This window comes from Candidatus Nitrospira neomarina (assembly GCF_032051675.1).
Lineage (GTDB): Bacteria > Nitrospirota > Nitrospiria > Nitrospirales > UBA8639 > Nitrospira_E > Nitrospira_E neomarina.
Genome location: NZ_CP116968.1, coordinates 2,133,502 through 2,156,045, shown reverse-complemented (window position 1 = coordinate 2,156,045; position 22,544 = coordinate 2,133,502). Strand labels below are relative to the sequence as shown.

Genomic DNA, 22,544 nt, shown 5'->3' with positions numbered 1-22,544 from the left:
CATGATAAGGGTGTCAAAGAAACCTGTTGGGAGAAATTCCCTCATCTATTAACCCAAACTTTAGTAGCTTGGTGACTGAATCCTCATGAGCCTGGCAAGAAGAAATAATACCGCCTTGATGCGCAAAGGGATCGATGGCCAGCGTGGATAGTCGGGTGCCACTTCCATAAAACCAGGTGCCCGAGTGATTAAAACATGTGTTATTCGACATGTCTCCATCAATCAGAACAACGAAAAGGCTATGTCCTTTGTTAGCACCGAGAAATAAACGTGTGTCTGTCTCTAACTCTCAATAGGTATTAAGGGTCAGTATGAGTGTGTGGGTTATTCCATCTATTCTCACGGCAGGAGTTTCCCTGTTTTTGGCGACGATCATATTTGTGAAGAGAAAAGATGGGGCACATTTTTTCCCTTTATTCTTGCTGATGGCGGTTATGATTTGGATCCATGGACTGAATGGGATACAAGAAGTGTTTCCAGCCCATCCCATTACCTTCAAAAAACTAATTCTAGTGGGTGAGGTCATTCTGCCGGTGTTGATCGGCTTTGTCGGTTTTTCATTATTGCATGAATTTTCTGCCAATTCTGTGGCATTGGGCAGAGGGTGGTGGAAAATCATCGGGTGTGGAGCTGCTCTCTTAGCCATGGTGATCGTGGGTACTCCAGATGGATTCATGCAGGTCAATCCTGAGGGGGAAATTGTGTTCAGACGACCAGAGGGATTGTTGATCTGGGGGTTTATCGTATTGGCCTCCTGTGTGGGAATATTTCAGCTGGAACGTATCCTTCAGTCTTTTCCCGATCCTCTACGATATCGATTGAAATACGTGTTGATTGGATTGGGAGGTTTGGCATGCATTTCCATCGCGCAGGCCTTTCATTTGGTCGTGGTCTCGGTGTGGCGACCGGAAGATGTGTGGGCGGGGGGACTCGCATCGTTCAGTTCTCTGGTGATCATGGCACTGGGATTGAGGCGATGGCGAGGACCGCAGGTGATTCAGAAGATTCAAGTCAGTCACCATGCTTTATACGCCTCCCTGGTCGTAGTGTGTGTGAGTGGGTATTTCGTTCTTGTCGCTATGGTGACCCTCGTGGTGCAACAAACGGATTGGGAGGTCAAGGAATCACTGGGAATGGTTCTCATGTTTCTTGCCGTTATGGGTTTGATTGTCGCCATGCTTTCCAGGCGTGTTCGTGTCGAATTTCTGCAAGTCGTTTCTCGTCATTTTTTTAAGGCGAAATATGATTATCGAGAGAAATGGTTAGAGGTCACTGAGATGTTTTCGGCCTGTCAGGATGTCTCCGAACTTCTAAACCGATACCTTGAGTGGCTCAGTCGAACATTTGGAACGTCTCGGGTGACAATTTGGAAACTTTTTGATGTTGATGGACGGTATCATCAAATACGGAAGGAGCGGCGTCGAAGGAAATTAACGGAAAATGATCGGTCACCGAATGTGTCAGAGCCGTTTCCGATTCCTGAAACTCACCCTCTTATTCATCAATTGAAAGAACAGCAAGAACCCTTGTTGGTGCAAGTGGGTCACCGGGTGGCTGAGGATTGGAGGGAATTTCTTGACATTACTCACGCCCATGTGTGTGTACCCCTGGTGACGGAGCAAGGCAGACTGCTTGGTTTTTGTACGCTTAGTCAGGAATCGGTTCGTGACGAGTACGATCAAGACGATTTGGATTTACTGCGAGCCATTGCGCACCATGTGACGATGCTGCTCATTCAATTTGAGTTAGTTCAAGAGCGTAGTTCATCCGCTAAATGGGAGGCTGTGCATCGGTTCTCGGCTTTTTATTTACATGATTTAAAAAATTTGGCGTCGAGTTTATCTATGGTGGCTCAGAATGCGGCGCAATACGGGAGTAATAGTGAATTTCAGGCATCGGCCATGCAGACCGTTAAAAATACGTCTCAGCGAATTATCGATTTAATGGGAGAATTATCACGTCAGGCGAACGAACCGAATTTGAGTGAGGGAGTCCCGACAGAGTCGGTGGATGTGAACCTATTGATCAAGGATATTCTGGCGACCGTCAATCGCCCTGGATGCCAACCGAATTTTTCCCCGGGGCCAGAGGTTCCGGTCCTTCAGCTCAAAAGGGAAGCAATCAAGCAAGTGTTGTTAAATCTCATTCTGAATGCGCGCCAGGCGATCGAGGGGCAAGGTACGATTGATATATCCACCGCCTGTGATGGCAAGCAGGTGATCGTTGAATTGGTTGATACAGGGGGTGGCATGTCCGTGGCCCAGCTTGAAAATATTTTTCAGCCATTCAAAAGCTCCAAAAAGAATGGGTTGGGTGTAGGTCTGTTTCAATGTAAGCGAATTGTAGAGGACCATCATGGCGTTATTCATATTGAAAGCCAGGAAGGGCGAGGCACAACGGTGATGATTACATTTCCCGTTCAAAGTGCCGATAACCCAAGTACAATGGAGTTTGGTGTATCTCAAGTCGGGGTAGAATATGACTCAAGAAAAAATAAGTAACCATGAAGTCTGATCCGCCTGCTGAGCATTCACATCTTCCTTCACTTCTTCTGGTTGATGACCGGCAGGAAATTCTTGAACAGATGAAGTGGGGATTAAAGTCCTCCTATCTGATCTATGAGGCAGATCATCGCACCGCAGCTGTCGATATTCTTCAACGGGAAAAGATCTCACTGGTCACCTTAGATTTAGGTTTGCCACCTGATACCGGTGGAGTGACGGAGGGATTGTCTGCCTTGGAACAATTGCTTGCGGTGAATCCTTTGGTGAAGGTGGTCGTCATCACGGGCAATCAAGATCGAGCGAATGCGCTCAAGGCTATTCAAATTGGCGCCTATGATTTTATGGAAAAGCCGGTGGACCTGGAAGTGTTAAAAGTTGTTCTGCAGCGGGCCGGGTATTTGGCCGGCCTGGAAAAAGAAAACCAAAAACTTCTGGATCGTGAGGCGAAACGAGGATTTCCTGAAATTATCGGGAGCAGCCCGGTCATGGTTAAAGTATTCGATACCATCCGGCGAGTGGCCGGTTCGGATATTTCTATTTTAATCGTCGGAGAAAGCGGGACAGGAAAGGAGTTGGTGGCTCGGGCGATTCATCAGCAAAGTCACAGAAAGGATGGCCCGTTTATCGCAATTAATTGTGGGGCTATTCCCGAAACCTTGCTGGAAAGTGAGTTGTTTGGGCATGAGAAAGGGGCGTTTACCGGAGCCCATCTCCAGCGTCCAGGTCGAATTGAGTCGGCCCAGGGCGGGACACTTTTTCTAGATGAGATTGGTGAGATTTCTCCTGCATTGCAAGTTAAGCTACTTCGGGTGTTACAAGAACGAAGTATCGAGCGGGTAGGCGGACGCGTAGAAATTCCAGTAGACACAAGGGTTCTGGCAGCCACCAATATGGATCTTCAACTAGCAATGAAAGATGGCCGCTTCAGGGAAGATCTGTATTATCGATTGAATACCGTGACCATTACGGCTCCTCCCTTACGGGAGCGGGGTGGCGATATCGTGATGTTGGGCAAATCGCTGCTTCAGCGTTATTCAGAAGAAGCGAAAAAGAAGATTTCCGGATTTACGAGGGAAGCCCTGATGTCTCTCGAACAATATCATTGGCCGGGGAACATTCGAGAATTAGAAAACAGGATTCGTCGCGCCGTGACGCTAACCGACAATCCAAGGATTGCTCCGGAAGATTTAGATTTAGCCCCTCCCGATGAGAGTCAAGTTGGCCTTACCCTGAAAGTAGCCAGAGACACGGTAGAAAAGCGAGTGATTGAGCAAACTCTGGCCAAGACAGGTGGAAATATTACCAAGGCGGCGACCATCCTTGGTGTGAGCCGACCGACTCTCCATGATTTGATTTCCCGCCACCACATAAAAAAATAACGATCCCTCCGCAAGGCCATTTCCAATTTCCCGATTGACCAGAGAAGAAAAGTTAGGATCGATAGGATGCGTTGATTTTTACGTAATCGTAGGTCAGATCCGTGGTCCAGATCGTGGATGACCCTTGCCCCATTCCGAGTGAAATAAAGATTGTCAGGAAGGGCTTCTTCATTTCCTGTTTAATGCGGCGCTCCACCTGAGGCCCCAGCCCTTTTCCATTTTTGACGATGGGAATCTTATTGAATCCAATGAGAAGTTTCTCTGCTTTAACAGGGAAACCGGCCCGTCCTAATGCGGCCACAATTCTTCCCCAGTTGGGATCCGTACCAAATATAGCGGTTTTAACTAAAGGGGAGGTGGCCAGAGTATTGGCAAATTGTTTGGCTGCCCGGCCACTGGAAGCCTGAGTGATCTGGAATTCAATGATTTTGGTAGCACCTTCGCCATCCCGAATAATTTCCATGGCCAGATGGTGACAGACCTGAAATAAGAGGGCTTCAAATTTGACATGTGCCGTCGTTCCGGTTTTGATGGGTAAGTTTCCGGCTTCCCCGTTGGCCAGACATAAGGCCGTGTCATTGGTGCTGGTTTCCCCATCAACAGAAATACAGTTAAATGTTTGGTTAGTGACAGCGCGAAAGGTCGTTTGTAGCGTTTGTTGGTCAATGGCTGCGTCTGTTGTGACATAGGCCAACATGGTCGCCATGTCAGGGTGGATCATTCCCGAACCTTTGGCGATTCCCCCTATGGTTACTATTTTTCCGCCAATTCGGTCTTGAAACGCGATTTCTTTAGGACAGGTGTCTGTCGTCATGATCGCCTTAGCAGCTTCCTGGTGACCAGCCTTGCGTAGTCGTGAAATTAAAATGGGAATGCCGTTTCGTACTGCCGGCATCGGCAGCGGTACCCCAATGACACCAGTGGATCCGACAAACACATGGTGAAGGGGAATTGTGAGTTGGTCGGCAACTCTCCGACCCATCTCCCTGGCATGGATTAACCCTTCCGGTCCGGTAAATGCGTTAGCATTCCCGCTATTAACAATGAATGCTTGCCCTTTGCCCTTCTTGAGATTAAGCCGGTCGACAATCACGGGAGCGGCCGGGAGCCTGTTGGAGGTGAACACTCCGGCAACAGGTCCAGGCTTCTCTGACACGATCAAGGTCAGATCAAGCTGCTTGGTCTTTTTAATTCCTGAATGAATCCCTGCGGCAAGGAATCCCTTTGGGGCAGTGATCCCGCCTTTTATGCGTTTAGACATGAGAACATCCCCTTCTCGTCAGGAGAAACTGGTGAACGGTGGTCTAGGGAAAGAGGCCTGGCGCGGTCAATCCGAGTGTTTCGGGAAGTCCTAACATCAGATTCATACATTGAATCGCTTGTCCGGCTGCGCCTTTTACGAGATTGTCCAGCGAACCTGTGGTGATGAGATAGCCCGTTCGAGAATCATAGGTACAACTGAGGTCACAAAAATTTGATCCTCGCAGATTTTTCGGATTGACCCCTTCGGAACTGGGAAAGAGTCGAATGAAATATTCGTCTCGATACCGACTGTTATAAGCTGCATCCAGATGGGATTGTTCAATGCCGGGTTTCAATTTGGCATAGGCGGTGCTCAGAATGCCTCGGTTAATCGGTATCAAGTGAGGTGTGAAAATTATAGATGGATTGGGGAAAGCTGTTTTTGAAGATGAAGCAGGAATCTGTCGTGCCAACTCCTGTTCGATTTCAGGCACATGGCGATGCTTGCCGATTTTATAAGCATGAATGGCTTCATGCGATTCAGGAAAGTGAGTGCCCAGTGCAGGTGTGCGACCGGCTCCTGAAATTCCCGACTTTGCGTCAATGATAATCGAGTTGTGCTCAATAAGGTTTTGGGCCACAAAGGGCGCAAGTTGCAAGATGGCGACGGTGGGATAACACCCGGCAACGGCGACAAGGTTGGTTTTGGCGATAGCCGCACGATTGAGTTCTGGTAGTCCATACACCGCATTTTTGAGCAGGCCAGGGAACGTATGGGGGGTTTGATACCATTGCTCATACACCATCGGATCCTGAAGACGATAATCGGCACTCAAGTCAATGACACGTTTCCCCTGTGAGAGAAAATCGGCTACTGGTTGCAAGGATTGCGTATGAGGAAGCGCGAGAAAAACCACATCGACTTCCTTGGCGATCGAGTCGATATTCAACGAAGACAATGCACAGTCATAAATTTTCGTAAGATGAGGAAGCAGCGAAGCGACAGCGCGGCCCTCAGATTTTTCAGACGCCACCACACGGGACAGTGTGACCTGAGGGTGGAGGGTGAGTAATCGAAGTAATTCCCCACCTGTATAGCCACTAGCTCCAATGACAGCAACGCGAATTTTTCTATCCATGGTCTTTTTTTCTAGAAAGTTAAGTAAGGGGCGAAAGGTTGAGCAGGATATTTATTGGGAAATGATTTTCCTTCGTGACAATTGATTATTTGTAAACAGTAAGATTGGAGTGGCGACGGCATCAGACAAAAGTTGGAATAAAAAAAAGGGGAGGCTGGAAGGCCTCCCCCATAATTTTGCGTGAATGGTGAACCGGCCAATTATCGTTTGGAGTATTGGAACCTGGCTCTGGCGCCTTTTTGCCCGTATTTTTTCCGTTCTTTCACTCTGCTATCTCTGGTGAGCAATCCATTTTTTTTCAGGGGATCCCGTAGCGAAGGATTATATAAGGCCAATGCCTTGGCAATCGCATGGCGAAGGGCTCCCGCCTGACCTGAAACGCCTCCCCCTGTCAGCGTGGCTTTGACATTAAATTGCCCGCTTGTTTTGGTGACATCGAATGGCGTTTGTATCTGGATTTGATGTGTCAATCGTGGAAAATATGAATCGACTGATCGTGCGTTGATGAGAATGTCGCCTTGCCCTGGTTCTACCCACGCTCGGGCAATCGCGTTTTTCCTTTTTCCGGTTGCGTATTGAATGGTATCGACCATGTGAGGATAAGTCTCCTTTGTTTCGTTGGAACAGTTACTGATGAATTTAGAGATTCAAAGGCGTTGGGCTTTGCGCTCGATGCAGATGCTCGGCACCAGGGTAAATTTTGAGCTTTTTGGCCATTTGTTTCCCCAACGTACATTTTGGAAGCATCCCACGAATGGCTTTAGTAAGGACTTCGGTTGGTTTCTTTGCATGAAGATGCTCTGCCGTAATGGCTTTGATTCCTCCAGGGTAACCGGTGTGATGATAATAGATCTTTCTACGAAATTTATCGCTGGTGAATTGGATTTTACTGGAATTGATGATGACGACATGGTCGCCCGTATCGACATTAGGCGTGAACGTCGGCTTATGCTTTCCACGAAGGATTGAGGCAACCTTGGCGGCCAAGCGTCCAACGGTTTTTCCTTTAGCATCGACTAAGAACCATTGTCGTTCAACTTCCAACGGTTTAGCTTGATAAGATCGCATGAGTGTCTGAGTTCCTTTCCTCTACTTGATTACAATCTAAATATCGGTTTGTTCTAATCCTTTTTGATCGAGCTTGGAAAGCCAGGTATCCAGATCTTCCCCCCCGCGACGTTCCAGCACCTCTGGAGTAACGTAGATGGGACATTGACATCGGAGAGCTAGGGCAATCGCATCACTCGGCCTGGAATCGATCGATTTTTCCAACTCATCTTTGGACAAAAACAGCGTTGAAAAATACGTATTATTTTTAACTTCTGTGATTACAACTTTGTTGAGGGTAAATCCAAGGTGCGAGGCAAAACTGCAAATAAGGTCATGGCTCATGGGGCGGGGTGGAATGACGTTCTCCAAGGCCAACCGAATCGATGTTCCTTCGGCGGTTCCAACCCATATGGGAAGAACCTCTGAATTTTTTTCATCCCGTAGGACCACGATTTGCGTGTCGGTATTCGGATCGACCAGGACCCCATGGACCTTTAACGGAATTAATGTGTTTATTTCAGTCATCACCCGCACACTCACTATCAATCGTAAATATTTCAGATGGCCACATGAGCATCAGCTAGACGTCCGATTTCCCAAAATCCTCAGGCTTGAGGTTTTCCAGCCATCGTTCCAATTCTTCTGAGTTTTGTTTATGGAGCACTTCCCCTGAAGCAAAAATAGGAGCATCCGTGCGAAGGGCCACGGCAATCGCGTCACTTGGCCGAGAGTCAACGGTGAACTCGGAATCTCCAAAAAGGAGATGGATTTTGGCGAAGTACGTATTGTCTTTCAAATCTGTAATGACCGTACTAATGACCTTAGCATCCATATTATCAAGTACCGTTTTCATGAGATCATGGGTCATCGGCCTTGGAGGAGCTATCCGCTCTAAGGCAAAACTAATCGCGCTGGCTTCGGCCTTCCCAACCCAGATTGGGAGCATATCAGAATTTTGTTCATCTCTCAGGATGACAATATAGGCATTGTTGTAGGGGTCAAATAAAAGACCCCTCACGTTCATTTGATTCAACATACGATCTGCCAGTCATAAATAAAGGACGTGTGTTTTACTTGAAAATCAAACCTTGAAAAATAGCATTCGATAATATGTATTGTCAATGAAAATAAGGGCTTGTCCATCTTCCTATGCTTTGGATTGAGATCATGGCCTTGATCGTCCTTAAGATAAAGAGCATTTTGGTTTAGAAAAATTATACCATGCATGAGTGGGCATCGGTAACCAGCCTGCATTGGATCCGTTTTCCTTATTTTATCATGTCTGAAATACGAGTTTTGCTCTGACTGTGGAAGTGATCCACTCACATGCCTCCTCACGGATAATGTGATGCTTTTCGCCGGTCATACGGTCTTTAATTTCAATGGTGTTCTGTGCCAGTCCCTTATCCCCAAGAATAATATGGAAAGGAATGCCGAGCAAATCTGCATCGTTAAACTTCACTCCACCCCGTTCCTCACGGTCGTCAAGTAATACCTCTATCCCGTTTTGGGAAAGGTCCTGATAGAGCTGCTCGGAAGCTTGACGTACATTTTCTGATGCGGTGACCGAAAGGATGTGGACCTGAAATGGGGCAATGGGCATGGGCCAACAGATGCCTTTGTCGTCATGGTTTTGTTCAATGGCTGCTGCCGCTGCTCTGCTGACACCTATGCCATAGCATCCCATGACAGCGGGAAGGGTCTCGCCTTGAGCATCCAGGTAGGTTGCCCCCATTTTTTCACTATATTTTGTTCCTAGCATAAAGATATGCCCCACTTCGATTCCTCTGGCTGTTTGGAGCGAGCTGCCTCCACGTGGGGAAGGGTCACCGGCCTGGGCTTGGCGAAAATCTCCTATGCTCTCAATGGCAAAATCCCGGTCAATATTGACATGAATGAGGTGGACGTCCGGTTCGTTTCCACCCACAATGAAATTGGTCAAAACAGCTACGGCCTGGTCAGCCAGAATTCGAATTTTCTGAAGACCGATCGGGCCGACAAAGCCGACTGGGGCCGTTGTGAAGCGGAGGACCATCTCTGGGGTCGCCAAAGATAATTCATGAATACCAAGATGTCGTTGAATTTTAATTTCGTTCGCTTGATGGTCCCCTCGGATCAGGACTGCGGTTATCTCATTCATGCCAGTCTGATACAGAAGGGTTTTCACCAGGCGGGAAGGAGGCACGTTGAGTAAGGCGCACACTTCTTCAACCGATTTAGCATTGGGTGTAGAGACCTTTTCCAGTGGTAGTGCGGCCTCAGGCTCCCCCATGGTGGGTGGGGCAATTTCGGCCCGTTCGACATTGGCTGCATATTGTGTGTCAGGATCAAAAACGATGAGTTCTTCGCCGGTATTGGCTAGGACCATGAATTCGTGAGAAGAGATGCCACCGATTAAGCCGGTATCGGCCTCCACTGGACGATATTCGAGGCCCATACGAGAAAAAATGCGGCAATAGGCGTCGTACATGTTTTGGTACGTATGTTTGGCTCCTTCCACATCCTGATCAAAGCTATACGCATCTTTCATGATGAATTCGCGCCCTCGCATGATGCCAAACCGTGGGCGGATTTCATCGCGAAATTTCGTTTGGATTTGATACAGAGTGACGGGCAATTGACGATATGAACTGACCTCTCGACGGAACAAATCAGTGACGACTTCTTCGTGAGTGGGACCCAGGCAAAAGTCCCGATCATGGCGATCATGTAATCGGAATAGCTCTTTTCCATAGAAATCCCAGCGATCTGTTTCTTTCCAAAGCTCGGCCGAGGATAGAATCGGGAGTAACAGCTCTTGCGCTCCTATCCGGTTCATCTCTTCGCGAACAATAGTCTCAATTTTCCGGATGACCCTCAATCCTAGTGGAAGGTAGGAATAAATTCCGGCGGCGACTTTTCGGATCATGCCCGCGCGAAGCATGAGGCGGTGGCTGACCACTTCGGCTTCCCCGGGATCCTGTCGCATCGTGGGAATTAATGTTTGTGATACACGCATGAAGACACCTGGTTAAATGGTTGAGGACAGACTGAGTCGCAGGGAGAACTCACATGGATAGCAATAGGGCAACGAGACGTTCAACTGGGTGGAATTTATTGGAGTAGGCGACTAATGTCATTCCAGGTCGCATAGGCCATCAGGAAGACCAACAAGACCAGTCCAATTTGTTGGGCCATTTCTCTCGACCGGTCTCCTAACGGGCGACCTAAAATGCCTTCACAGGCAAAAAAGAAGAGATGCCCTCCATCAAGAATGGGAATGGGTAATAAATTCAAAATTCCCAAATTAATACTTAAGATCGCAATAAGCCATACGACGCTGGCAAGACCCTGTTGGGCTTGTTCGCCTGACACACTGGCAATCATCAGCGGGCCACCGAGATGCTTTGAAGAAATTTCTCCCGTCAAGAGTTTGTATAAACCAATCACGGTGAGTTCACACCATTTCCATGTAGCCTTGAGTCCATCCCATGGGGCAAGAAATAGAGAGGTGCTTTTGAGCACCGTACCCGCACCGGCTAGTTTAATCCCAATGCGGCCAACAGACTTGGTTTCCCCATCGGAAGAGGTAACGGTTTGGCCTTCAGGGGTGATGCGAAGAGAGACAATCTGTCCTCCGCGATCGACCTGAACATCTAAAGGGGTTCCAGGGTGTTGGCGAACGATCTCGGTCATCTGAGACCAGGTGACAATCGGTGTGTCATCAATTTGGATAATTCGGTCATCTTGTTGAAGCCCCGCGGCCATGGCAGGGGTGTCCGGCATGACTCCCCCGACAAGCGGAGCATGATCCTCAATGCCTAAAGTGTATTGAGGTTCGTCCGGGCGATCTGGCACCATTTGAACCGTTGGAGTGATGATCAGCGTTTTAACGGTATCCCCACGAATGACATCCAGGGTGACGGGACGCCCATGGGCCTTACCAACTTGTTGATATAGTTCACCCAGCGTCGAGATGTCTTCTTCATTGGCCCGGATTACCCGATCACCGATATGTAATCCGGCAGTTTCGGCTGGGGAGTCGGGGATGATCGCTTCAATCACCGGTGTGATGTTGTCGATGCTGGGCACAAATAGGGGTGACCCCAAAGCCAGCATACCCGTAAAGATCAGGTAACTGAGAATAAAATTGAATCCGGGGCCAGCCGCCACAATCAACGTTTTGTGGGGAAGTGACTGGTGAATAAAGGATTCACGTTGTTCAGCAGGCGAAACAGCCTCTGACACTTCCTCACCGTATAATTTGACATATCCTCCAAGAGGAATCGCTGCCAAAAGATATTCTGTATCGCCGATCTTGCGACCAATGAGTTTTGGTCCGAAACCGATGGAAAATTTGAGGACCCTGACGCCCACCCATCGAGCGGCCAGATAATGGCCATATTCGTGAAAGGTTACAAGGACTCCCAGTACGACCAGGAACCACCATAACTTTTGCCCAAATAGAAAGATGGAATCTGGAGAAAATGACAGGAGGTTATTCATGGGTGTTTATCGCGGATTCATATTGGTGAAGAGGAACAGGCTTTCATCATTTCCGTGGCTGTACGTCGGGCCCATTGGTCTATCTCCAGGGCATCTTCAATGGATGTGACGGGAGTCGCGGTATAGGCATTCATCGTTTCCTGAATCACTCTGGGAATATCCAAAAAGGCAATTTGTTCTTTAAGGAAAGCATCAACGGCGATTTCATTTGCCGCGTTTAATGTGGGTGGAAGCCCGTCCGCTCCTGCCAGTGCGTCATAGGCTAACTGGAGACAGGGGAATTTTTTCGAATCAGTTGGGTAAAACGTAAATTTCCCAATTTTTCCTAAATCCAAGAGTGGAGGATTCAAAGGAATGCGTTCCGGGTATTTGAGAGCATAGGAAATTGGTGTTCGCATGTCCGGGTGCCCTAACTGCGCGATGACTGACCCATCACAATATTCTACCAAAGAGTGGATTATACTTTCTCGATGGATGACGACATCAATTTGATCGTGAGGGATATCAAAGAGCCATCGGGCTTCGATCACCTCCAGGCCCTTATTCATCAAGGTGGCGGAGTCGGTGGTGATTTTAGCACCCATTTTCCAATTTGGATGTTGCATCGCTTGTTCGGGGGTCACGTGTTCCAGGTCATTGATAGGCCAATCCCAAAATGGCCCGCCGGAGGCGGTTAAGACGATCCGGCGAATATCTATTTTTCGGTGGCCTTCCATCGATTGGAAAATGGCGCTATGTTCACTATCGATGGGAAAAATGGTGACGCCATGTTTGTGGGCTTCCAATTGCATCAAACGGCCTGCCATGACCATCGGCTCTTTATTGGCCAGTGCAACCTGCCGGCCTGCTTGAATGGCTGTCAAGGTTGGCTTGAGTCCTGCTCCACCGACGATCGCAGAAATCACTAAATCACTTTTCGATGCACTGGCGACGGCGCAGAGCCCCTGCTCTCCGTCCAAAATTTCCGTGGACGTGTGTCCTATCCGTGCTCGCAATCGATTGGCAGCATCCCGGCAGGACAGCGCAACCACTTCTGGCTTGAAGATGCGGATCTGTTCCTCAAGGGCCTGATCATTTGATCCGGCGGCCAAGCCGACTACTTGAAACTCTTCAGGGAATCTGGAGATCACATCTAATGTACTGTTCCCAATCGATCCGGTAGATCCTAAGATGACGATGTGTTTCACCAGATTCTCCTATGGTTGTGCATGGTCTGGTTTTTAGGATGAGCCCGCGAATAGGGCATAGTAGTAAAACGCCGGGCCGGTAAAGAGCAGACTGTCCACACGATCCAGCACTCCTCCATGTCCTGGAATGATTGTGCCTGAATCCTTGATACTCACGCTACGTTTGATCGCTGATTCTGCAAGATCACCAAGCGCTCCGATTATGGCCATACCCATGCCGAGAATAGCGCATTCCCCCAACGAGAAAAAGGGGAGAAACCAAAAGTGGCTGATAAGGCCTCCCAGGACAGAAAAAAGGACCCCCCCCATCAAACCTTCAACCGTTTTTTTAGGACTCAGGGTTGGCGCCAGGGCATGTCGTCCAAGAGATAAGCCTACGACAAATCCACCAGTATCAGCTAACCATGTGATCGCTAAGACGAAAAAGATTAAGGCGATTCCATGTGGCAGTTGCCGGAGGAGTATGAAATGTCCGAGCAGAACCACGACATAAAGTATTCCAAAGGGATAGGCTGCCCATACAGGGAGCCGTTGCCTCATGGCAGTCGGGGATATAAAAAACCCCGTTAAAACAACCATAACGATTCCCAAGAGCCAGATGTTCACGGCTTGGGAGTAGCCAGTGTCCATGGCAACAAGGAGTATGACGGCACCGAGACAGGAGATAATCTTGGTGCCAAGACTGGCGGTTGGTCCGAAGTAGAGGGTGAGAAATTCCCATAATGCGAAGAGAGAAGCTGTGCCAATCAGAAGAGAAAGGAGCCAAGGTGGAGAATAGCGTATTCCCGCATAGAGCAAAGGAATAAATACGATGGCTGAGTACAGTCGACGGGGATCCATGGATTATAGGAGTAAAAGGGGCAGTGCGTCAGATAAACTGGAAGAAGGGTGCCTGGTATGCAGGAGCGCCACAGACGGTTTTATGGCGAAACAGTTTGAGTGATTCGGCCAAAACGACGCTCCCGTTTTTGATAATCGAGTAAGGCGAGAAGAGTCTCAACGCGACGGAAATCAGGCCACAGGGTTTTGGTGAAATAGAGTTCGGTGTAGGCAATTTGCCAGGGAAGGAAATTGCTGATTCGCGCCTCTCCAGAGGTACGGATGAGCAAATCTGGATCCGGTAAACCCCATGTGCTGAGATATTGTTCGAACAAGTTCTCATCAATTTGGTCTGGTGTGAGCGATCCCATCTGAACCTCGATCGCGACTTTCCGTACGGCATCGACAATTTCGGCTCTTCCCCCATAGCTGAGGGCGACTGCCAGCGTGCGCTGAGTCAAATGGCGGGTTTCCTCTGCCACCTCTAAGGCCAGCGAACGGACGGAGGGGGGCAGTTGTTCCAGTCGTCCAATTGGCAGAAACCGTACCTGGCGCTCCTGAAACCGTTGGCGTTCTTGATGCAGGTACTGCTCAAGTAACCCCATAAGCAGTCGAATTTCTGAATGAGGCCGTTTCCAATTTTCCTGAGAAAATGCATAGATGGTGATATAAGGAATGGTGAGCTCATGCCCGATTTCCAGAACATCTTGAAGTGCCCGGAGCCCTTCTTTGTGACCGGCAATTCTAGGCAACCCGCGTTGAGCGGCCCATCGGCCATTGCCATCCATGATGATTGCGATATGTCGTGGAAGGGATGTGAGGTCAAGTTGATCCAGCAATTCGCCTTCAGCAACTTGTCTTGCTTCCACCGCCTGAAATTCATCCATGGAATTGTGCTGAACCCGATCGTAAGGGTAAGAACCGCGTTGGAATTCTATCGAAAGATTATAGGAGCTAGGCAAAATTTCACAACAATTTCAGTCTAATAATGAAAGCGATTCTTGTCAAATTCGCGACGAGACGATCTTCACTGAAAATTGCGCCCACCTGGGAGATGGGCTATACTCCTTTTTTGTTTCGTTCTCATTACGTACTTCGTTGTCAGTGATATCCTATGGTACCCAGCCTTTCAGACTTTGCCCTTCAAGAAAAGGATGTCCTCCAGGCCTTAAATAAGGCCACCGCTCGGGGAGTGGATTACGTGGACATGTATGTCGAGTCCTGCGTGACCGATTCCGTTTCTATGGAGGAAAGCCTCGTCAAGCGCGCAGTCAAAAGTATTTTCCAGGGGGCGGGTGTTCGAGCGGTGGCTGGAGAACGAACCGGGTTTGCATATTCAGATGATCTATCTGTACGAGACCTGGAAATTGCCGCTGATACGGCACGGTATATCGCCGATTCTCCTCAAGGGGACAATCCCATAGCCGTCACTCATCGTTCTCAGCCCTCCCAGAATCTCTACCCGTTGTCCCAGCCGCTCACCGATATTACGACAGAAGCTCGGGTTGCCTTACTGAATGAAATTGATGTGGAAGCCAGACGATATGACCCCCGAATTACCAAGGTCATGGCCTCTTTTAATACGGAACAGAAAATATTCTTAGTCATTAACTCCCAAGGGCAGCTGGTGGGAGATGTGCAACCTCTCTCTCGTCTCCAAATTTCCTGTATTGCTGAAGATGGGTCCAATCGCCAGGTTGGGTCCTTTGGAGGAGGGGGACGAGTCGGATTTGCTTTCTACCTGGAGCAGAATCGCGCGATGGAGTTTGCCCGAGAAGCTGCACGTCAGGCAATTGTGAATCTAGGCGCGGTCGAAGCTCCGGCCGGCACCATGCCGGTTGTTTTAGGTGGGGGATGGCCGGGCATTCTGCTTCACGAAGCGATCGGACATGGGTTGGAAGCGGATTTTAATCGTCGTAAAACGTCAGCCTTTAGTGATTTAGTGGGAAAAACCGTCGCGTCCGAACTATGCACAATTGTGGATGACGGGACCCTCCCATTTCGGCGTGGTTCGATGAATATCGATGATGAGGGGACGCCGACGTCAAGAACCATGCTCATTGAAAAAGGTGTGTTGCGCGGCTATATCACGGATCGGCTCAATGCCCGTTTGATGGGTATCCCGTTAACAGGAAATGGAAGACGTGAAGATTTCCGGAGCATCATTCTTCCACGTATGACCAATACCTTTATGTTAGCCGGAGAATCAGATCCACAGGATATCATTCGGTCGGTGAAAAACGGGTTGTATGCCGTGTCGTTTGGTGGAGGGCAGGTTGATATCACCAGTGGGAAATTTGTCTTTTCAGCCAGCGAAGCCTATCTCATCGAAGATGGGCAGGTGACCAAACCGGTCAAGGGCGCGACGTTGATTGGGAACGGTCCGGATGTGCTCAAAAAAGTTTCGATGGTTGGACATGATATGAAATTAGATGAAGGAATTGGGACCTGTGGAAAAGATGGTCAATCGGTTCCGGTCGGCGTGGGACTTCCTACCATTAAAATTGATGAAATGATCGTCGGTGGCACGGCGATGGGCTGATGGATAACCCTCCCGTTTTGTTTCTTTCCATTTAATCATTTAATAATGTCAAATCTGCCCACCACACATGGTGACCGTTTCCCGGAGTTGGCCGCCACGGTTCTCAAGCGAGCCAAGGCTTTAGGGGCGACGGAGGCGGATCTACTTGTGGCGGAAGGCGATTCAGTCTCGGTGCAGGTGCGGATGTCGGAGGTGGATCGGCTCTCCAAGGCCCGTGAGAAGGTCTTGGGGATTCGGGTGTTTTTTGGCAAGCGTTCAGCCAGTTCCTCTACATCGGATTTTTCCAACTCCTCGTTGGATCGTTTAGTCACTGACACATGTAGTTTGGCCAGAGCTGTGGTTGAAGATGAAACTTCAGGACTACCCGCGCCGGATCAAATGGTGGTGGATATCCCCGACATGGATATGAAAGATGATCGGCAATTGGCAGTTGATGAGGAAATAGACCTGGCCAAGCGAACTGAACAATCCGCGTTTTCCGCAGATCCCCGCATCACCAATTCTGAAGGGGCTGAGTGTTCGGCTGGGTATGGATCGATTTTATTAGCGAATTCCCATGGGTTTGTTGGATCGTACGCCAGTTCTTCCTACTCACTCTCTGTGTCGCCCATTGCGATGGACAGCCAAAATGGCGGTATGCAGCGGGACTACTGGTACTCCGTGAAGCGTAAATTCCATGAATTGGACAGCCCGGAATCGATCGGCCAGGAGGCCGCTCGCCGAACTGTGAGGCGGCTAGGCAGTCGGGCCATTACGACACAAGAAGTTCCCGTGATCTTCGATCCGGAAACGGCCAAAAGCCTCCTAGGGCATATTTCCTCAGCGGTATCCGGGTACTCCTTGTATAAGGGGGCCTCGTTTCTTTTGGGGCAACTCGGAAAATCTATTGCTTCGGATTTGGTGACAGTGGTTGATGATGGTCGATTAGCCGGAGGGCTGGGGTCTCGACCATTTGATGGTGAAGGGTTGCCCACGAGGAAAACCCTGGTGGTCGATAGAGGCGTGCTGTCGAGTTACCTGTTAGACACGTATTCAGGGCGAAAATTGGGGATGGCATCCACCGGCAATGCATCAAGATCGGTGGGCGAAAATCCGACAGTGGGCACTACGAATTTATTTCTCTCGCCGGGCTCCTATTCGCCTGATGACATTCTCAAGTCAATGAAGCGGGGGTTGTACGTCACGGATCTGATTGGATTTGGTGTCAACCTTGTCACCGGGGACTATTCAAGGGGAGCGGTGGGGTTTTGGGTTGAAAACGGAGAGTTGACCCATCCGGTGGAAGAGGTCACCATTGCCGGGAATTTACAACAGATCCTGAAGGATATTGAAATGATCGGGAATGATTTAGCATTTCGGGGCCGGGTGGCCAGTCCTACGGTTAAAATTCGCAAGATGATGGTGGCCGGTCATTAGAGGTATACAGGACAAGCACTCATTCAGAGTTTATCGATTGCCGATCTATTTCATGAATTCAAAGAGCGGCCCGAGGGCCATAAGGAGTCAGGATGCCACTGGAAAAAGAGGATGGGGCAAAAGTTCTCCAGTTGATCACTTCCCGGTACAATGCACGGGAATGGAGAAAAAAAATTGAAAAGACTTTAAGTTTGCCCCCATCAGGGTTGAAAGACGAAGATCAACGTAAAGCGTTTCTTTATCTTAAGGTCGGGCTACAAGCCTACAAATCCCGCCGGGCCGATCCACCTTCTTGGATTGTGGGCGGCTTTGCCACCAAGGAAGTGATTGACCGGGCATTGTTTAAACCCACGGTCATTGATCCGGGTTTTACCAAAGACCAGGTGACAGAATTTTTTGGAGAAGATCCCGGTTCGGAAGTCAATGAGGCCTGGTGGGATGACATGCTCGTCAATTGGTTTGAAGAACCAGAAGAAGAGGTCGAAGACGCCACAGACGACGAGTCGTCTGAAGATTCGGAATCGTTGGCTGAGGGCGAGGAGGCCTCAGGTCCTACAGACGCCGGTCATCCCCAAAAAACCATTAACTAAATTCCCTTCCGTACGGTTCCTCCAGATCCCTTGAGCCTAATTTTTAGCGTTATGGCATCGGGGACCACAGTGGGAACGAAACTCATCTGCCTTTCTCGTCTTTACCGTTGCCAGTTCCAAGCACCTTGCAGGGCTTCGTTCATACTTCGTTATTTCAAATAAGCTCCTGGGTCTGTTGACTCATGCATGGTGTGACGATGGCGTGGCCATGCCCGGTTCCAGCTCAGGGACCGGCGCCCCGTCAGTAGGTCGCCCATCGTGTGGGGTCCTCATTCGGTGACGTCGATGGTCAAAACGGTATTGGTTCCGAGTAAGGCGAGGATTCAATTTGGGAACCCACTGCAATTTCCCCAAGAGGTTCGTCCGAGTAAGGAATCCCTTCAATTGGGTAATGGGGGAAATCATGAAACCAATTAAAGTATTGAGGGACTTTACAGTCGGATGTATCCTGAGCTGAGCTTGTCTGACTTCCTAAATAGGGGAGTTATACAATTTCGCTTCCGTTATACCCGTGGAGTAGAGCTTGCCCCCATGGCTCTTGGTAGGGCGAGTATCCCATTTTCTCCCAAGATAGATCCTCGCTAATAAAGGATAGGGAATCCCCATTACAGTTTGCCGGCTTTCGGCTCGGCAGCCGAGCTACTTTTGTTTCGGCAAAAGTAGCCAAAACCATCTTGGCCATGCTGTGGCCCTCCGGGTTCCCTGCGCGGTTCGCCGACCCCGGCGTCGCGCAAACTCGCAAGGCTCAAACAATGCGCGCCTTTTCTCCGGGGTCGGCTGCACTGCTCGGCCACATCAAAAGGCCAGGGGAGTATGCTGAAACTAGGCTTTCTTTAATTATAGAGGACCAATCGCGGAGCCCCCTGAGTTTTCGAAGGGCTCAGACAAGGCCCGCCACAATTTATATAGCCAATTGAAATTTTTCTGAGTTTCGGTTTGGCATCCGAGCTGTTATCCAGCGCGTCCCGAAGGGTAGAACCTATGTTGCGAAGGCAAAAGGGCCGCATGGTTATTTCAAGAGGCCGGGAACTTGGGATAGCTTGTCTATGGAGATCTAAGTTGAAGGGTTTACCCCGGAGAGAATTTCAGAGACGACCTTTCAGAATAAGCTCATTTGGGTAGGGGGGTCGGCTGGAGTTTCCTCTTTGGATGGGGCTTTGGAGGAGGGAAGGGTTGGTGGTGACGCGGTTTGCGGAAGCGTGGGAGTTTTGCTCATATCTTCCAGAACCGTCTTGAGTTTTTGAAAATCTTCCTTGAGGGGAACCCGAAGATTGCCCTGGTGGAGTGCGGCTGCCGGATGAAGCAGTGGGAACACGATGAAGTTGGGCATTCGGATGACCTGCCCACGTACTTTGGTGATACCGACTTTTCTTTCTAATAACGTTTGTGTGGCAAAGTTTCCTAAAGTGCAAACCAATTTAGGTTTGATGAGTTCGATTTGTTGAAGCAAAAACGGTTTGCATGTCTCGATTTCCTCTGGAAGAGGATCTCGATTGTTGGGTGGCCGGCACTTAATGACGTTAGCGATAAAAATATCCGCCCGACTGAGCCCGATAGATTGCAGTAATTCGTTGAGAAATTTCCCTGCCGCCCCGACAAAAGGCTCTCCCTGCCGGTCTTCATAAAAGCCCGGGGCTTCTCCGACAAACATGATGTCGGCCTGAGGATGTCCTGTCCCAAACACCACCTGGGTGCGTCCTGAAGACAATCCGCATCGTTGGCAGTCGTGAAGGGATGATTTGAGTTCATGAAGATCCATTGAGAGGGGATCTTAGGTTTGACGGTTTAGGATGTCAATGCGATGAGGTCTGGACCCATTCCGTCACAGCTCTGGCGCAGCCAAAGGCACTCAGGATTGTGCTTTCCAGAGAAGGAGGGAGTGGGCTGGCCGTCCAGGGCCCGGTAAGAAAGAGATTGGGAATGGGTGTGTTGGCCAGAGGACGAAAGGTGCGGAAACCAGTCATGCAAGGAATATATCGATAGGCTGATTGGGTGATCGGTGGCGCACAAGCCGGCATTGATTGCTCAGGGCAAATATTCAATATCTTTTTGAGATGGGGCCAGGCGGTTTCTTTCAACCAGTCGCCGGAGCGTACCGATAATGGTGAAGATGAGAGGTTGATGCCCGTAACCAACGTCGTTGGTCTATCCGTGAATGGAACGGCCTGGCTGGTGACCCAATCAAATAAACTGGAATTAAGGATAAGCCGAGGAGGAAGAAGTGTGTCGTTAAGGGTCAATTGGACAACTGTTCCTAAGGATTCCTGCAGTTGAGCCAAATGGGAAAAACATGAAAAGCGAGCCGGGGCTCGTTCCGGCAAGAGTCGAAGAAGCTCTGGAGGGGAAAGGGGCGAGACGTAGATGTCGGCGTTGAGTCGTTCGCCTTTAGCCAGGCCGATGGCTTGAATCCGTTCGGTGTCGGCATGGATGCCGGTGATGGCGTGTGAGGGATAAAACGTGACCCCTTTTTCTATTAGGACATGTCTGAGTTTTTGTTGAAGATGGCTCTGCATGTCAGGTGAAGCTAAGAATGTTTCTGGTCCATTCGGTTTGGATAACCAGAATCGAGAAAGTATCTCCAGGAAATACCCGAGTGATGCCTGAGTCACATCACAACCTAAAAATAATCGACAGAAGGGATTCCAGATACGTTGTCGTGCAAGAGCCGATTGTTGAGCGGAAATCAGCCAGGATTCAACCGTGAGCATATCAGGGTGGTGATCTGGTGAACGGGGTTCTTCCCATTTTTTTTCTAAAAAATTAATCAAGTGCCAGCGATCTGACCAGGGAAGCGCGCGAAAGCCGGCGAGTCGGATCATGGGGTGAAGAGTCGCAATGCCCTTCGCGTTGGAGAGGGTGAGTGTTTGACATTCGGATGTCCCAAACTCCAGGTTGACCGGTTGAATGCATTGGGCTGCGTGTTCCAAAGCCAGTTCCTGAAAAAGTTCCCATGTGGCATGGTAATACCGTGGGAGAATAAGTGGGAAGGGCTGCGTCGTGAGGCGTTGAAGGGATGGTGGATGATCCGGTTCTATCGATTTTGCAAAATGAGGAGATGATGGTGCCGAAGAGACAGGGTTGTCGTCCTCAAGAATGGTGATCCGGAATCCGTAGGGAATGAGCCGATAGGCCGCGAGTAATCCTGGCAGATTTCCGCTCAGTATCAGAATGTGGTGTGTCACACTGTTGGAGCAATGTTATGGGAAAGAACAGACCGAATCCAAATATGAGCGGCAATCCCGAGTCGTTGGAGGGGGGCGACTCGAACTCGTGGGCCGAATACCTGGTAGTGCGGGTCTTCGAGTTGTTTGAGGATGCGGCTGTAGACTCCACGCATGATTTCTGAAACCACCAGCGATTTTTGATCGGAGAGGGGAAGGGTTTGGAGAATTTCTTGAGCTTGGCGGTAATAGGTGCGAGCTCTTTCGCATTCAAATTTCAGCAGTTCAACCAGCGCCGGCGACCGTTGTTGGTTCAGGAGAGCCTTTTCCGAATAACCAAAACGCTGTAAGTCTTCGAGCGGAAGATAGATGCGGTTCTGCTCGGCATCCCCCTTGAGATCACGAAGAATATTCGTTAATTGAAATGCCAATCCCAAGTTAATCGCATAGTCCTCCGCCGCAGGGGATTGGGTTTGGAAAATCTTGAGGCAAATCAGGCCAACCACTGAAGCGACCCTGTAGCAGTATTGGTACAGATCGGCAAACGTCGAAAACCGATTGGAAGTCAGATCCATTTCTACACCAGAAATTAATTCTTGAAGGAGCGTTTCCGGGATGTCAAAGGTCTGTAGGTGGGCGGCCAGGCTCGTCGTGACCGGTTGGGTCGGATGGCCTTGATAGGTGGCCGTCACCTCTTGTCGCCATTTGCGAACTTCTTCGATGGGATGGCTCCCCGGGGCTGGTTCATCAACGGCGCTATCCACCATTTTGCAAAAGGCATAAATGGTGTACATGGCTTCCCGCCGTTGCTGTGGCAGGAACAAAAAAGAGTAGTAGAAGTTGCTGCCACTTTCTTTGGTATATTTGGTGCAGAACGTCTGGGCTTCAATAGGGGTCATGGGCTTCATGGAGTGCTTCCCAAAGGCGGTGGCCAGGCAATGATCATGAACAGAGGGGACAAATGTATAACTGGATGACGGCTATTTGTCTATTCCCAAGCAAGGAGTGTGGGATTGAGCCCCCAACGGGG

The 22,544-nt window shown here is 49.4% G+C and carries 19 protein-coding genes; 5 read left to right on the top strand and 14 right to left on the bottom strand.

Translation table 11 applies throughout. The annotated features are described in order from the left end of the window. Positions 1–311: 311 nt before the first annotated feature. Together PQG83_RS09400 and prsR are read left to right on the top strand one after the other, a co-directional pair. A complete protein-coding gene (locus tag PQG83_RS09400) occupies positions 312–2,501 on the top strand; it encodes an ATP-binding protein (protein WP_312748782.1) in 2,190 nt (729 codons plus the stop codon). Positions 2,502–2,503: 2 nt separating this feature from the next. Beyond that, positions 2,504–3,883, top strand: coding sequence for a PEP-CTERM-box response regulator transcription factor (gene prsR / locus PQG83_RS09395; protein WP_312748781.1), 1,380 nt, complete (start codon positions 2,504–2,506; stop codon positions 3,881–3,883). A gap of 52 nt (positions 3,884–3,935) precedes the next feature. On the opposite strand, the gene argJ is transcribed toward prsR, so the two are convergent. The 11 genes from argJ to uppS form a co-directional block, all read right to left on the bottom strand. Continuing rightward, the gene (gene argJ, locus PQG83_RS09390; RefSeq protein WP_312748779.1) at positions 3,936–5,144 is read right to left on the bottom strand and encodes a bifunctional glutamate N-acetyltransferase/amino-acid acetyltransferase ArgJ; all 1,209 of its coding nucleotides are present in this window, start codon (positions 5,142–5,144) and stop codon (positions 3,936–3,938) included. 43 nt (positions 5,145–5,187) lie between these two features. Next, a complete protein-coding gene (argC, locus tag PQG83_RS09385; protein ID WP_312748777.1) occupies positions 5,188–6,264 on the bottom strand; it encodes an N-acetyl-gamma-glutamyl-phosphate reductase in 1,077 nt (358 codons plus the stop codon). Positions 6,265–6,464: 200 nt separating this feature from the next. After that, complete coding sequence (gene rpsI / locus PQG83_RS09380; protein WP_312748775.1) at positions 6,465–6,857, bottom strand: 30S ribosomal protein S9; 393 nt, start codon at positions 6,855–6,857, stop codon at positions 6,465–6,467. 46 nt (positions 6,858–6,903) lie between these two features. Next, complete coding sequence (gene rplM, locus PQG83_RS09375; RefSeq protein ID WP_312748774.1) at positions 6,904–7,332, bottom strand: 50S ribosomal protein L13; 429 nt, start codon at positions 7,330–7,332, stop codon at positions 6,904–6,906. A 36-nt stretch (positions 7,333–7,368) separates the two neighbouring features. Further along, positions 7,369–7,839 carry a bifunctional nuclease family protein gene (locus tag PQG83_RS09370; RefSeq protein ID WP_312748772.1) on the bottom strand — a complete coding sequence of 157 codons (471 nt, stop codon included), beginning with the start codon at positions 7,837–7,839 and terminating at the stop codon, positions 7,369–7,371. A gap of 55 nt (positions 7,840–7,894) precedes the next feature. Beyond that, the gene (locus PQG83_RS09365; RefSeq protein ID WP_312642969.1) at positions 7,895–8,350 is read right to left on the bottom strand and encodes a bifunctional nuclease family protein; all 456 of its coding nucleotides are present in this window, start codon (positions 8,348–8,350) and stop codon (positions 7,895–7,897) included. 240 nt (positions 8,351–8,590) lie between these two features. After that, positions 8,591–10,312 carry a proline--tRNA ligase gene (locus PQG83_RS09360; RefSeq protein ID WP_312748770.1) on the bottom strand — a complete coding sequence of 574 codons (1,722 nt, stop codon included), beginning with the start codon at positions 10,310–10,312 and terminating at the stop codon, positions 8,591–8,593. Between the two features lie 95 nt (positions 10,313–10,407). Next, positions 10,408–11,799: an RIP metalloprotease RseP gene (rseP, locus tag PQG83_RS09355; RefSeq protein WP_312748769.1), complete on the bottom strand. Its 1,392-nt coding sequence runs from the start codon at positions 11,797–11,799 to the stop codon at positions 10,408–10,410. Positions 11,800–11,816: 17 nt separating this feature from the next. Further along, complete coding sequence (locus tag PQG83_RS09350) at positions 11,817–12,986, bottom strand: 1-deoxy-D-xylulose-5-phosphate reductoisomerase (RefSeq protein WP_312748768.1); 1,170 nt, start codon at positions 12,984–12,986, stop codon at positions 11,817–11,819. A 33-nt stretch (positions 12,987–13,019) separates the two neighbouring features. Further along, positions 13,020–13,826 (bottom strand): phosphatidate cytidylyltransferase, encoded by an 807-nt coding sequence (locus PQG83_RS09345; protein ID WP_312748766.1) that lies wholly within the window; start codon positions 13,824–13,826, stop codon positions 13,020–13,022. 80 nt (positions 13,827–13,906) lie between these two features. Continuing rightward, the gene (uppS, locus tag PQG83_RS09340) at positions 13,907–14,692 is read right to left on the bottom strand and encodes an undecaprenyl pyrophosphate synthase (protein WP_312748764.1); all 786 of its coding nucleotides are present in this window, start codon (positions 14,690–14,692) and stop codon (positions 13,907–13,909) included. 227 nt (positions 14,693–14,919) lie between these two features. Here uppS and tldD point away from each other — a divergent pair, with 227 nt between their 5' ends. The 3 genes from tldD to PQG83_RS09325 all read left to right on the top strand — a co-directional run bounded on the left by tldD (position 14,920) and on the right by PQG83_RS09325 (position 18,353). Beyond that, on the top strand, positions 14,920–16,347 hold the full coding sequence (gene tldD, locus PQG83_RS09335) for a metalloprotease TldD (RefSeq protein ID WP_312748762.1): 1,428 nt from the start codon (positions 14,920–14,922) through the stop codon (positions 16,345–16,347). 45 nt (positions 16,348–16,392) lie between these two features. Continuing rightward, positions 16,393–17,763 carry a TldD/PmbA family protein gene (locus tag PQG83_RS09330; protein ID WP_312748760.1) on the top strand — a complete coding sequence of 457 codons (1,371 nt, stop codon included), beginning with the start codon at positions 16,393–16,395 and terminating at the stop codon, positions 17,761–17,763. Between the two features lie 92 nt (positions 17,764–17,855). Continuing rightward, on the top strand, positions 17,856–18,353 hold the full coding sequence (locus tag PQG83_RS09325) for a hypothetical protein (RefSeq protein ID WP_312748758.1): 498 nt from the start codon (positions 17,856–17,858) through the stop codon (positions 18,351–18,353). Positions 18,354–19,452: 1,099 nt separating this feature from the next. Here PQG83_RS09325 and PQG83_RS09320 read toward each other — a convergent pair. From PQG83_RS09320 to hpnD, 3 genes are read right to left on the bottom strand one after another with little or no spacing between them, the layout of a single operon-like run. Then, positions 19,453–20,112, bottom strand: a complete 660-nt coding sequence (locus PQG83_RS09320; protein WP_312748756.1) for a uracil-DNA glycosylase — start codon at positions 20,110–20,112, stop codon at positions 19,453–19,455. 34 nt (positions 20,113–20,146) lie between these two features. Further along, complete coding sequence (locus tag PQG83_RS09315; protein WP_312748755.1) at positions 20,147–21,535, bottom strand: FAD-dependent oxidoreductase; 1,389 nt, start codon at positions 21,533–21,535, stop codon at positions 20,147–20,149. Then, a complete protein-coding gene (gene hpnD / locus PQG83_RS09310; protein ID WP_312748754.1) occupies positions 21,532–22,422 on the bottom strand; it encodes a presqualene diphosphate synthase HpnD in 891 nt (296 codons plus the stop codon). The genes PQG83_RS09315 and hpnD overlap by 4 nt, the downstream gene beginning before the upstream one ends. Positions 22,423–22,544: the final 122 nt, after the last annotated feature.